At 72.9% G+C, this 12,548-nt stretch carries 12 protein-coding genes; 7 read left to right on the top strand and 5 right to left on the bottom strand.

The genetic code is table 11. From position 1 onward, the window contains the following. Nucleotides 1-6: 6 nt before the first annotated feature. The 3 genes from AMK27_RS02245 to AMK27_RS02235 form a co-directional block, all read right to left on the bottom strand. The gene (locus tag AMK27_RS02245; protein WP_073902317.1) at nt 7-1,041 is read right to left on the bottom strand and encodes a LacI family DNA-binding transcriptional regulator; all 1,035 of its coding nucleotides are present in this window, start codon (nt 1,039-1,041) and stop codon (nt 7-9) included. A gap of 106 nt (nt 1,042-1,147) precedes the next feature. After that, nucleotides 1,148-1,477: a putative quinol monooxygenase gene (locus AMK27_RS02240; protein WP_073902316.1), complete on the bottom strand. Its 330-nt coding sequence runs from the start codon at nt 1,475-1,477 to the stop codon at nt 1,148-1,150. A gap of 45 nt (nt 1,478-1,522) precedes the next feature. Then, a complete protein-coding gene (locus AMK27_RS02235; RefSeq protein ID WP_073902315.1) occupies nt 1,523-2,284 on the bottom strand; it encodes an IclR family transcriptional regulator in 762 nt (253 codons plus the stop codon). 337 nt (nt 2,285-2,621) lie between these two features. Between AMK27_RS02235 and AMK27_RS02230 the strand changes: the two genes are divergently transcribed. The 7 genes from AMK27_RS02230 to AMK27_RS02200 all read left to right on the top strand — a co-directional run bounded on the left by AMK27_RS02230 (nt 2,622) and on the right by AMK27_RS02200 (nt 10,572). Continuing rightward, nucleotides 2,622-4,397 carry a VanW family protein gene (locus tag AMK27_RS02230; protein ID WP_079188147.1) on the top strand — a complete coding sequence of 592 codons (1,776 nt, stop codon included), beginning with the start codon at nt 2,622-2,624 and terminating at the stop codon, nt 4,395-4,397. Nucleotides 4,398-4,517: 120 nt separating this feature from the next. Then, nucleotides 4,518-5,549, top strand: coding sequence for a serine hydrolase domain-containing protein (locus AMK27_RS02225; protein WP_073902313.1), 1,032 nt, complete (start codon nt 4,518-4,520; stop codon nt 5,547-5,549). Nucleotides 5,550-5,625: 76 nt separating this feature from the next. Continuing rightward, nucleotides 5,626-7,071, top strand: a complete 1,446-nt coding sequence (locus AMK27_RS02220; protein ID WP_073902312.1) for a glyceraldehyde-3-phosphate dehydrogenase — start codon at nt 5,626-5,628, stop codon at nt 7,069-7,071. Nucleotides 7,072-7,199: 128 nt separating this feature from the next. Continuing rightward, complete coding sequence (locus tag AMK27_RS02215; protein WP_073902311.1) at nt 7,200-7,982, top strand: DUF817 domain-containing protein; 783 nt, start codon at nt 7,200-7,202, stop codon at nt 7,980-7,982. 214 nt (nt 7,983-8,196) lie between these two features. Next, nucleotides 8,197-8,400 (top strand): cold-shock protein, encoded by a 204-nt coding sequence (locus tag AMK27_RS02210; RefSeq protein ID WP_015031667.1) that lies wholly within the window; start codon nt 8,197-8,199, stop codon nt 8,398-8,400. A gap of 231 nt (nt 8,401-8,631) precedes the next feature. Beyond that, a complete protein-coding gene (locus tag AMK27_RS02205) occupies nt 8,632-10,086 on the top strand; it encodes a DEAD/DEAH box helicase (RefSeq protein ID WP_073902310.1) in 1,455 nt (484 codons plus the stop codon). 105 nt (nt 10,087-10,191) lie between these two features. Next, nucleotides 10,192-10,572, top strand: coding sequence for a MazG-like family protein (locus tag AMK27_RS02200; protein ID WP_073902309.1), 381 nt, complete (start codon nt 10,192-10,194; stop codon nt 10,570-10,572). Here AMK27_RS02200 and AMK27_RS02195 read toward each other — a convergent pair. Continuing rightward, nucleotides 10,559-11,752, bottom strand: a complete 1,194-nt coding sequence (locus AMK27_RS02195; RefSeq protein WP_073902308.1) for an ABC transporter permease — start codon at nt 11,750-11,752, stop codon at nt 10,559-10,561. The two genes, AMK27_RS02200 and AMK27_RS02195, sit on opposite strands and share 14 nt — an antisense overlap. After that, on the bottom strand, nt 11,749-12,519 hold the full coding sequence (locus AMK27_RS02190) for an ABC transporter ATP-binding protein (RefSeq protein WP_073903840.1): 771 nt from the start codon (nt 12,517-12,519) through the stop codon (nt 11,749-11,751). The genes AMK27_RS02195 and AMK27_RS02190 overlap by 4 nt, the downstream gene beginning before the upstream one ends. Between the last annotated feature and the right edge of the window lie 29 nt (nt 12,520-12,548).

Raw genomic sequence — 12,548 nt, 5'->3', positions numbered from 1 at the left:
TCCCGGTCAGGAGGAGGCGCGGACCACGAGTTCCGTCGGGAGCATCCGCCGGGGCTGGTCGTCCGGCTCGCTGGGCGCGGCGATCTCCTGGAGCAGCAGCCGGGCCATCGTGCGGCCCATCTCCTCGATGGGCTGCCGGACGCTGGTCAGCGGCGGGTCCATGTGCCGGGCGATGGCCGAGTCGTCGACGCCGACGAGCGCCACGTCCTCGGGGACCCGGCGGCCCGCCTCGCGCAGGACGCCGCGCGCGCCCGCCGCCATGACGTCGGACGCGGCGAAGACGGCGTCCAGGTCCGGTCTGCGGTCGAGGAGTTGGCGCATGGCGCGCCGCCCGCCCTCCTCGGTGAAGTCGCCGGTGGCGACGAGCCCGTCGTCGGCGGCGAGTCCGGCCTCCGCCAGGCCCTGCCGGTAGCCGTCGAGCCGGCAGCGGGCCACGTACATGTCGAGCGGTCCGGTGATGGTGGCGACGGCACGTCGGCCGCGTCCGGCGAGATGGGCGACGGCGGTCCGCCCGGCGCCGGTGTTGTCGGAGTCGACGAAGGCGACGCGTTCGTCCTCGGTGCGGCGGCCGTTGAGGACGGCGGGCAGCCCGAGGGCGCGGACCTGGTCGGGCAGGGGGTCGGCGGCGTGCACGGAGACGAGGAGGACACCGTCGACGCGCTGGGCGCCGAGGTACTGCTCGAAGCGCTGCCGCTCCTGCTCGCTGCGGATCAGGGTGAGCAGCAACTGCTTGTCGGCGTCGGCGAGTTCGCTGCTGACGCCGCGGATGATGTCGAGGAAGTACGGCTCCGCGAAGAGCCGGGCCTCGGTCTCGGGGATGACGAGCGCGACGGCGTCGGTCCGGCTGCCCGCCAGGGCGCGGGCGGCCCGGTTGGGTACGTAGCCGAGCTCGGCGACGGCCTGTTCGACGGCGGCCTTGGCCTGTTCGCTCACCCGGGGGGAGCCGTTGATGACCCGGGAGACGGTGCCGCGGCCGACTCCGGCCCTGGCCGCGACCTCCTCGAGGGTGGGCCTGCCGGTCTGCCGCCCGCTCACCGCCATGTGCCGCTTCTCCCCTCGGGCCGCCCGCCCCGCCTGCGTGTGCACGCGAACCTATCAGGCGGGGCGGGGCGGTTCCGGGGGTGCCGGGGAAGGTCCCGGGAAACGCTCAGGCGCCGGTCGGCGCGAGCTCCGCCATGGCGCCCCAGCCCTGCTGCGGGACCTCGACGTTGATGATCTCGGGGGTGGTGGCGATGGCTCCGGCCATGGCCTCGAGACCGGCCGTGAAGTGCGGGGAGGCGACGTGGGCCGCGCCCGCCTCGGCGTCCGCGAAGGCCTCCAGGAGGACGAAGACGTTCGGGTCGTCGACGCTGCGGGACCAGTCGAAGAAGAGGTTGCCGGGCTCCTCGCGGGTGGCGCGGGTGAAGTCGGCGACCAGGTCGAGCCAGCGGTCGGCGTGGTCGGGACGGGCGGTGAAACGTACGGCGATGAAGATCATGCGTTCAGCCTGCGCCGCCCGGGCCCGGGCGGCCAGTCGGTCAGGTCAGGATTCCGGCAGGGCCGGAAACTCGGGTACGGCGCGGGTGAGCGCCGCCCGGATTTCTCCCTGCCGCCGCCCGAAGTCGGCGGTGGGCAGCGAGACGGACAGGGCGTGCACGATGCCGTCGCCGCGTTCGGGCAGGGCGACGGCGAGACAGGTGTACGCGGGGTCCGCCTCGCCCACGGACACGGCGACGCCCTGCCCGCGCACACGGTCGACCTCGGCCTCGAAGCGCTCGGCGCTGGTGATCGTCCGCTCGGTGAGGCGGGCCATCCCGTGCTCCGCGAGGTAGCGGCGGCGCAGCGGCCGCGGCAGCGCGGCGAGCAGGGCCTTGCCGTGGGCGGTCGCGTGGGCGCGCTGCTCGGGGCCGGGCGCGAAGGGGTGGGCGGCGTCGGTGACCGGGGCGGTGGTGTCGACGACGGTGATCAGTCCGTCGCGGTAGGCGGTGTGGTACGCCTCCGCGCCGGTGGCCCGCCGCAGCCTGCCCAGGAGCTCGCCGGTGCCGGCGCCGAGCCCGTGGTGCCGCTGGTGGGAGCGGTGCAGGGCCGGGACGCGGGGCCCGGGGGCGTACCCCTCGGCGGTGCGGACGAGGTAGCCGCGCGCGAGGAGGGGCCCGGTGAGGTGGTAGACGGTCGAGAGGGCGCAGCCGAGGTGCCTGGCCAGCGCCTTCGCCCCGACGGGCCGGTCGGCGTCGGCGACGGCGTCGAGGACGGCGAGGGCCCGGTCGACGGACTGGGGCCCGGTGCTCGGGGACGGGGCAGGCATCGGTCCAGCTTAGGCGCGCGGCGCGAGGGCGCGGCCGACGGGCGGCACGGGAGGGGCGCGGCCGGCAGGTGGCATGCACGGGGGCGTGGCCGGCAGGCACCCGGAGACCGGAGGGCCAGCGACCGGAGGGACCAGCGGACCGGAGGGGCCAGCGGACCGGATGAGGACCGGGCGACCGCGCGACCGGCAGACCGGCAGACCGGCAGACCGGGCGACTCTCCGTGCCGCCTCCGCTCCCCTCCGTATCGCCGCAGGTCAAACACCCCTTATGTGCATAAGACACTCTTTCGGCGTACCGTCGAGTGTTCCCCTGATCCTCGACGCCACGGGAGAGCGCGTGCCCCGCTCCACGACCGACCATGCCCCGACGCCCCGCGAGGGGCGCCGTCCGCGTCTCCGGACAGCGGCGATCGCGACAGGCGTGGTCGCCGTCGCCGCGGGCGGCCTGTACGTGGCGGGGCTCGTCGCCACCGGCGACGACATATCCGCCGGCACCCGCGTCGGCGGCGTCGACATCGGCGGCATGAGCAGGGCCGAGGCCGAGGCCAGGCTGGCGGCCGAGGCACCGGCCGCGTGGAGCGCCCCGATACCCGTGCGGGTCGGCGGCAGCGACGCGACCGTGTCTCCGGCGTCCGCCGGACTCACCGTGGACCTGGCGAAGACCGCCGAGCTGGCGGCCGATCCCTCCCGCGACCCGTTCACCGTCATCGGCCGGCTCTTCTCGTCCGGCGACCGCGAGATCGAGCCGGTCCTCGCGTACGACGCCGGCAAGACGAAGGCCGCCGTGGCGGAGCTGGCGAAGAAGAACGACCGCGCGGTGCGCGAGGGGGCCGTGGCCTTCCGCGAGGGCAAGGCCGTCGCGACCCGCCCCGTCACCGGCCAGAAGCTGGACGCGGGCAAGGCCGTCGAGACCCTGCGCGCGGCCTACCCGGCCGCCACCGGCGCCTCGCCCGTCACGCTCCCCGTCGCCGTGACCGAGCCGAAGCTGCCCGCGGCCGAGTTGAACCGCTTCCTCGACACGTACGCGAAGCCCGCCGTCTCGGGCCCGGTGACGCTCACGGCGGGCGCGGACCGGCTGCGGATCTCCGCCGCGACGCTCGGCGACCACCTCACCGTGAAGAGCGAGAACGGCCGGCTGACCGCCGACCTCGACGCCGAGGCCCTGCTGCGCGACCCGGACGTGGCCGACCCGATCTCCTCCCTGACCGGCGCGCCGGTCGAGGCGGCCCTCGGCGTGCGGGACGGCAAGGTCGTCGTGGAGTCGGAGGGCCGGCCGGGGCACGAGGTGACGGCGAAGGCCCTCGGCGACGCCGTGCGCCCGCTGCTGACGCGGTCGGGGGACGCGGCGCGGACCGCCGCCGTGGCCACCACCGTCACACAGCCCGAGCTCACGTCCGGCTCCCTGGCGCGGCTCGGGATCACCGAGCAGATGTCGACGTTCACGGTGAACTTCCCGAGCGCCCCGTACCGGACGACGAACATCGGCCGGGCCGCCGAGCTCATCAACGGCTCGATCGTGCAGCCGGGCGAGGTGTGGAGCTTCAACAAGACGGTCGGCGAGCGCACCCCGGACAACGGCTTCGTCGACGGCACGATGATCCTGGACGGCCAGTACCGCTCCGCGCCGGGCGGCGGAGTGTCGGCGATGGCCACCACGATGTTCAACGCGATGTTCTTCGCCGGGGTGAAGCCCGTCGAGTACGGCGCCCACTCCTTCTACATCGAGCGCTACCCGGCGGGCCGGGAGGCGACCGTCGCCTGGGGCCAGCTCGACCTGAAGTTCCGCAACGACTCCGGCAAGCCGATCTACATCAAGGCCGGCGCGACGGACTCGTCCGTCACCGTGAGCTTCCTCGGGACGAAGAAGTACGACTCCGTGGAGGCGGTCGCCGGCGAGCGCACCAACCTCACGCAGCCGAAGAAGGCCGAGGGCACCGGCAAGGCCTGTGTGCCGCAGCCGCCGCTGGAGGGTTTCGACATCTCGGTCGACCGGGTCTTCAAGAACGACGGCGCCGAGGTCAAGCGGGAGACGTTCAAGACCCACTACACCCCGCGCGACGAGGTCACCTGCAAGCCGGTCGACAAGCCCGACAAGGAGACGGACGCCAGGTGACCGGCGCGCGGCCGGTGGGGAGACGGACGCCCGGAAGGGTGTCTTCCCGCACGGCCGGGGCATGACTCCGGAGCACGGCCCACCAGGCCAGGGCCGCCCTCAACCGTCCGGAGGCCCGCCTTGGCGCAGCGCAGCGACCCCTTCGAGCGGCTCCTCTCCGACGCCGTGCGCGCGGGCGTCTGCCCCGGCATGGTGTGGGCCGTGGGCGACGCCCGTACGACCCTGTCCGCCGGCGCCGTCGGTCTGCTCGACCCGGCGCGGCCGGACGAACCGATGCTCCGCGACACGCTGTTCGACGTGGCGAGCCTCACCAAGATCCTCGCCGTCTGGGCCGTGATCGGCACCCTCGTCGACGCCGGGAAGCTCGATCCGGCGGCTCCGCTGGGCGACTACTGGCCCGAGGCGGCGGGGCGGCCGCTCGCCGATGTGACGGCGCACCACCTCCTCACCCACACCGCCGGCATGCCGCTCCGCGCCAACCTCCGGCACCTCTACGGCTCCGACCCGCAGGACGTGCGGGACGGCGTCCTCGCCGAACGGCTCCGGCACCGGCCCGGTGAGGCCGTCGCGTACACCGACCGGGCGGCCCTGATCCTCGGCTACCTCGCCGAGCACCTCACCCGCCGCCCGCTCCCCCGGCTGGCCGAGGAGCGGGTCTGGAGCCCGCTCGGGATGGCGGAGACCCGGTACGGTCCGCTGCCCGCCGCGCTCAGGGAGCGGTGCGCGCCCACCGAGTACGACGAGGAGAGCGGCCGGCACCTGAAGGGCACCGTCCACGACTTCTCGGCCCGGCTCCTCGGGGGCGCCTGCGGGATCTCCGGGGTGTTCACCACCGTCGGCGACGTCGGCGGCTTCCTCCGCCATCTGCTGGCGCCACGGCCCGGCACCTTCTCTCCCGAGTGGACGGCGGGATCGCTCCGGGTCCACACCGGTGGGCTCGAACCGCCCCGCGGCCTGTTCTGGCATCCGGCCCCGTACACGGGCCCGGCGGACGACGTCTGGTCGCACTTCGGCTTCACCGGCACGGGCATGTGGGTCTCGCCGACGCGGGGCCGCTGGGCGGTGCTGCTCACCAACCGCCTCCACCTGACGCGCGACCCCGGTCCGCTGGCCAGGGCCCGTGAGGTGTTCCGGAAGCTGGCCTTCCCGTGACCTTCGCCACCCTCTTGATCGATCAAACAGGCCGCGGGTTAGCATATGAGCGCCGCCTAGCTCGAAAGATAAACTTGTGACTGTCAATGACGACTCGTTCACCAGCTGGAAGAACCGCGAGGAGATCGCGGAGTCGATGATCCCGATCATCGGGAAGCTGCACCGGGAGCAGGACATCACCGTCCTGGTCCACAGCCGCTCCCTGGTGAACAAGTCGGTGGTCAGCATCCTCAAGACCCACCGCTTCGCCCGCCAGATCGCCGGCGAGGAGCTCTCGGTCGTCGAGACGCTGCCCTTCCTCCGGACGCTGACGACCCTCGACCTCGGCCCCTGCCAGATCGACATCGGCGTGCTGGCCGCGGACTACAAGACGGACAACCGCGGTCTCACGGTGGAGGAGTTCACCGCGGAGGCCGTCGCCGGTGCCACCGGTGAGAACAAGATCGAGCGCCGCGACGGACGCGACGTCGTCCTCTACGGCTTCGGCCGCATCGGCCGCCTCGTGGCCCGCCTCCTCATCGAGAAGTCCGGATCGGGCAACGGTCTGCGGCTGCGCGCGATCGTCGTCCGCGGCGGCGGTGAGCAGGATCTCGTCAAGCGCGCCTCGCTGCTGCGCCGTGACTCCATCCACGGCCAGTTCCAGGGCACGATCACGGTCGACGAGGCGAACAGCACGATCGTCGCCAACGGCAACACCATCAAGGTGATCTACGCCAACGACCCCTCCGAGGTCGACTACACGGCGTACGGCATCGAGAACGCCATCCTCATCGACAACACCGGCAAGTGGCGCGACCGCGAGGGCCTGTCGAAGCACCTGCGCCCCGGCATCGACAAGGTCGTCCTGACCGCGCCCGGCAAGGGTGACGTGCCGAACATCGTGCACGGCGTCAACCACGACACGATCAAGCCGGACGAGCAGATCCTCTCCTGCGCCTCCTGCACCACCAACGCGATCGTGCCGCCGCTGAAGGCGATGGACGACGAGTACGGCGTGCTCCGCGGCCACGTGGAGACGGTCCACTCGTTCACGAACGACCAGAACCTCCTGGACAACTACCACAAGGCGGACCGCCGCGGCCGTTCCGCGCCGCTCAACATGGTGATCACCGAGACCGGTGCCGCCTCGGCCGTCGCCAAGGCGCTGCCGGAGCTCAAGGCCCCGATCACGGGCAGCTCGATCCGCGTCCCCGTCCCGGACGTCTCGATCGCCATCCTGAGCCTGCGCCTGGGCCGCGAGACCACCCGCGACGAGGTCCTCGAGTACCTCCGCGACGTCTCGCTGCACTCGCCGCTGAAGCGTCAGATCGACTTCACCACGGCCCCCGACGCGGTCTCGATGGACTTCGTGGGCTCGCGCCACGCGTCGATCGTCGACGCCGGCGCGACCAAGGTCGACGGCGACAACGCGATCCTCTACCTGTGGTACGACAACGAGTTCGGCTACTCGTGCCAGGTCATCCGGGTCGTCCAGCACGTCTCCGGCGTGGAGTACCCGACCTTCCCGGCTCCGGCGGTCTGATCCCCACCCGTCCACCGGCACGGCGGCGCGCCGCACTTCCTCCGGGAGGTGCGGCGCGCCGCCGTCCGTCGTCCGTCCGCCTCCCCCGGCGGGCGAACCGACCGCCGCCGCGCGGCGTCCCTCCCCCCATGGACACGTTCACGCACGGGATACGCCATCTGCTGCGGTTCGCGGTGCTGGAGGCGCGGTGCTGCGCCTTCGCCGTCGCGCTCGTCGGGGGGATCGCCGTCTCGTCCCTGCTGCCCGAGCTGCCGGTCGCCCGCTACGACCTGCTGCTCCTGTACGGGATCGGCCTCACCGTCGTGGCCTGGAAGGTCGGGTGGGACACGGGGCGGGACATCGCGGTGATCGCCGCCTGCCACGCCACGGGCCTGCTCTTCGAGCTGGTCAAGGTGCGGATGGGCTCGTGGAGCTATCCGGAGGAGGCGCTGACGAAGGTCGGCGGGGTGCCGCTGTACGGCGGGTTCCTCTACGCGGCGCTCGGCAGTTACGTCTGCCGGGCCCGGCACCTGTTCGACCTGCGCCTGACGGGCTACCGGCCGCGCGCGACGGCCGTGCTCGCCGCCGCCGTGTACGTGAACTTCTTCAGCCACCACTGGCTGCCCGACGCCCGCTGGCTCCTGGCGGCGCTGCTGCTCGTGGCGACGGCGGGAACCTGGGTGCGGTTCCGGGTCGGCGACCGGGACCACCGGATGCCGCTGGCCCTGTCGTTCGTCCTGATCGGCTTCTTCCTCTGGGTCGCGGAGAACGCGGCCACGTACGTCGGCGCCTGGAGCTATCCGGACCAGCTGGCCGGCTGGCAGCCGGTGTCCCTCGCCAAGTTCGGCGCCTGGGCGCTGCTGATGACCGTCACGTTCGTCCTCGCCATGTCCTCCCGCTCGGTGCGCCAGGAGACGCGACACGAGAATTGACGCGGCAATTCCGTGCACCGGTGCAGGGGCCGTGGTACAGTCGACGACAGTTGCAGTTGTGGTTCCCAAAGAAGCTTACAAGTGCCTTCGACGATTCGACATCGTCAGGCACTTTCTGTGTTTTCGGTGCAGTTTTCCGAACGGGGCAATCATCACGGCGACTCCGGGGTCCGCACAGTGCGGCCCCCAGGGCTACGCCCCGAAGGAGAATGACATGGCTAACGGCACCGTGAAGTGGTTCAACTCGGAAAAGGGCTTCGGCTTCATCGAGCAGGAGGGTGGCGGCCCGGACGTCTTCGCCCACTACTCCAACATCGCCACCTCTGGCTTCCGTGAACTCCAGGAAGGCCAGAAGGTGACCTTCGACGTCACGCAGGGCCAGAAGGGCCCCCAGGCGGAGAACATCCTCCCCGCCTGACGTTGACACGTCCGACGCAGCCGGTGTCCTCACCCGTGTGGTGAGGGCCCCGGCTCGTCGCATTTTCCAGGCTTTTTCACCTGTTCCCGGGCTTTTCACCGGCCGGCCGCCGATTCGATCCCCTCGGCATGACCGGATCCGTACACCCGTGGCATTCGGTACGTTCCAGTAATTCATCGGGCCCGCGGCCCCTCGCGAATTCCTCGAAGCGCACCGTTTCGAGGAGGACCCATGAACGACACGAACAGCGCGAAGAGCGCACCCCGTCCGGACCGGGCGGCACGCGGCGCCGCCGGCACGGACCCGTGGGCGGCGCTGCCCGCCGGCACCCCGTCCCTGCCGCCCGCCGCCACCTTCGCCGAGCTCGCTCTGCCGGCCGAGGTCCACGACGTCCTCACCGGGCTCGGCGTCGACACGCCGTTCCCGATCCAGTCCGCGACCCTGCCGGACGCCCTCGCGGGCCGTGACGTCCTGGGCCGCGCGCGCACCGGCTCCGGCAAGACCCTCGCCTTCGGCCTGCCCCTGCTGGTCCGCATCGCCGGCCGGCGCGCCGAAGCCCACAAGCCGCTCGCGCTGGTCCTCGTGCCCACACGTGAACTGGCCCAGCAGGTGACGGACGCCCTCGACCCGTTCGCCCGGGCCCTCAAGCTGCGCCTGGCCACCGTCGTCGGCGGCATGTCGATCGGCCGGCAGGCCACGGCGCTGCGCGACGGGGCCGAGGTCCTCGTCGCCACGCCCGGCCGGCTCATGGACCTCGTCGAGCGCAAGGACTGCCGACTGGAGCGGGTGGGCGCGACCGTCCTGGACGAGGCCGACCAGATGGCCGACATGGGCTTCATGCCGCAGGTCACCGAGATCCTCGACCTGGTGCCCGCCGGGGGCCAGCGGTTGCTGTTCTCCGCCACGCTCGACCACAACGTCGACCTGCTGGTCGAGCGGTACCTCACGGACCCGGTCGTCCACTCCGTGGACCCGTCGGCGGCGACCGTCTCCACGATGGACCACCACGTGCTCCACGTGCACGGCGCCGACAAGTTCGCCACCGCCACGGAGATCGCCGCCCGCGACGGACGGGTCATCATGTTCCTGGCGACGAAGGCCTCCGTCGACCGGTTCACCAAGCACCTCCTCGGCAGCGGTGTGCGCGCCGCCGCCCTGCACGGCGACAAGTCCCAGCCGCTGCGGACCCGCACCCTGGACCGCTTCCGCAGCGGCGAGGTCCCGGTGCTCGTCGCCACCAACGTGGCGGCGCGCGGCATCCACGTCGACGCTCTCGACCTCGTCGTCAACGTCGACCCGCCGGCCGACCACAAGGACTATCTGCACCGCGGCGGACGCACCGCGCGCGCCGGCGAGTCCGGGATCGTCGTCACCCTGGTCACCCCCGAGCAGCAGCGTGACGTGGCCCGGCTCATGGCGGACGCCGGCATCCGCCCCCAGGTCACCAAGGTCAGGTCGGGCGAGGCCGCGCTGAGCCGCATCACCGGTGCCCGCACCCCCTCGGGCGTGCCCGTCGCCGGTGCCGCGCCCAGCCAGGAGGGCGCCAAGCGCGGCGGGGCGGCCTTCCGCGGCATGGGCACCGTCCCGGGCCGCCCGGGACGCGCCAAGAACGAGTCCCGCAAGGCCGCCGAGGCCCGCAAGACGGCCGAGGCGCGGCAGGCCGCCCGCATCCGCCGCGGCAAGTAGGCGGCTTCCCGCGGGGCATGCTCGCAGGGTGCCGGCCGACCGCGGCCGCCCCGGCGGCCGTGGCGGCGGCCCGGCACGCCGTCACCCGCCGACCGGAGGAGACCCGTGAGGGACAACGACCCGTGGGACACGATCCGTACGCTCGCCACGCGGTTCGCGGAGTTCGACGCCGAGCGGGGGCTCGCGGCGGAGGAGCAGTGGACGCTGCAGGTGCTCAAGCTCTCGGAAGAGGTGGGTGAGGCCGCGCAGGCCGTCATCGGAGTCCGGGCGGCGAATCCGCGCAAGGGCCGCAGCCACGACTGGGAGCAGGTGCAGGAGGAGGTCGTCGACGCCGTCATCACCGGCATGGTCGCCCTCACCCGGATGCGCCCCGACGACGCACCCGAGTTCTTCGCCTCCGTACTCGCCCGCAAGTCGGCCGCGTTCCTGCCGCACACGGATCCGCCGCCCCCGCACGACGGCGGCCCGGTGGTCACGTCGCGTTGAGCGCCACCGTCGGGTGGAGCCGGGAGGCGCGGATCGCCGGATAGAGGCCGGCGATCACCCCGATCAGGAGGGTGGCGGCGAGGCCGCCCGCGAGGGACCAGGGCGGGACGACCGCCGTCCAGCCCTGGACCCGCGCGAAGCCGTACGTCGCCGCCGCCCCGAGCAGCGCGCCCGTCGCTCCGCCGAGCACGGAGAGCAGCAGTGACTCGGTGAGGAACTGGAGCCGGATCGCGTTGCGGGTCGCGCCGAGGGAGCGGCGCAGGCCGATCTCCTGACGGCGCTCCAGGACCGAGATGACCATGGTGTTGGCGACGCCGACGCCGCCGACGAGGAGCGCCACCGCGCCCAGGCCCAGCATCAGGGTCGTCAGACCCTTGTCGGTGGCGGCCTTGGCGGCGAGCGCGTCGGAGGGCCGCGAGACCTTGACGCCCGCCTCGCCGCCGGGGCTGATCGTGCGGGCCAGGATGGCCCGTACGTCCTCCACCGAGGCGTCGGTGGAGCGCTCGAAGATCGTCGTCGGGTGGCCGTCGAAGCCGAAGTGGCGCTCGGCGGCGGGGAATCCGACCATCGCCACCCGGTCGAGGTTCGGCACCAGTTCGAGCGGTTTCAGGATGCCGACGACGACCACGCGGGTGTCGTTCATCATGATCGTCTCGCCGGTGCGGGTGATGCCGAGCCGCTCGGCGGCCACCGCTCCGAGGACCGCGACCGGGAGCCGTTCCCCGGCCGGGTCCAGCCAGGCTCCCTTGGCGACCTCGCCGCCGAGTGCGGCCAGGAGGTCGGTGCGGACCGCCTGGGTGGTGACGCCTGCGGTGCGCTCCTCGGGGACGAGGTCGCTGCGGCGGATCCGGGCGTCGACGTCTCCCGTTCCGGTGGCGTGCTGGACGGGGCCGATGCGCTCGACCATCGCGACCGCGTTCCTGGGGAGTCGGATCTCCCTGCCCAGGGCGTCCTTGCCCGCCTCCGCGGTCAGGAGGTTGGTGCCGAGCCGGTCGAGGCGGGCCATCAGGTCCGCGCGGCTGGACTCGGAGAGGCCGACGACCGCGACCATGGTCGCGATGCCGATGGCGATGCCGAGCGCGGACAGCACCACGCGCGCGCGGCGCGCGCGGAGACCGACGGCGCCGACCCGCAGGATGTCGCCTGCGGAGAGGCGCGAGGGCTTGAGGGAGGCGTTCACGGCGCGGCTCCTTCCCAGGGGAGGACGCCGCGCCGGCCCGGACGGGCACCGCGCTCGTCCGAGACGATCTCGCCGTCCTTGAAGCGGACCCGGCGCGGCAGCGAGTCCGCGATCCCGTGGTCGTGGGTGATGACGCAGATCGTGGTGCCGGCGGCGTTCAGTTCGTGGAGCAGCTCCATGACGATCTCCCCCGAGGCGGTGTCGAGGGCTCCGGTGGGCTCGTCCGCGAGCAGCAGCCGGGGCTCCCCCACCAGCGCGCGGGCGATGGCCACGCGCTGCTTCTCGCCGCCGGAGAGTTCGTTCGGCGTGTGGGAGTGGCGGTGGCCGAGGCGCACCCGGTCCAGCGCGGCCCGCGCCCGCGCCCGTCGTTCGCGCAGCGGCACGCCCGCGTACAGCAGCCCGTCGGCGACGTTGTCGACGGCGTCGCGGCCCGCCGCGAGGTGGAAGTGCTGGAACACGAAGCCGATGTGGCGGGCGCGGAGTGCGGAGAGGCGGTTGTCGGAGAGTGCGGACACGTCGTGGCCGGCGATCCGGACGGTGCCGCCGGTGGGCTTGTCGAGGGTGCCCATGACGTGGAGCATCGTGGACTTGCCGGATCCGGAGGGGCCGACGACGGCGAGCAGTTCGCCCTCGCCGATCGTGAGGTTCACTCCGCGCAGGGCGTGGACTCCTCCGGGGTACGACCGGGTGGCCTCCCGCAGTTCCACGACGGGGACGGGTGCGGTGGGCCGGGCGCCGTCCACCGGTATGGCGTCGTCCGTAGGCATGGCACTGTCCGTCGTCATGGCACTGTCCG

Origin of the sequence: Streptomyces sp. CB02009 (assembly GCF_001905825.1) — a bacterium.
Lineage (GTDB): Bacteria > Actinomycetota > Actinomycetes > Streptomycetales > Streptomycetaceae > Streptomyces.
This window is presented reverse-complemented; position numbering and strand designations above follow the sequence as displayed.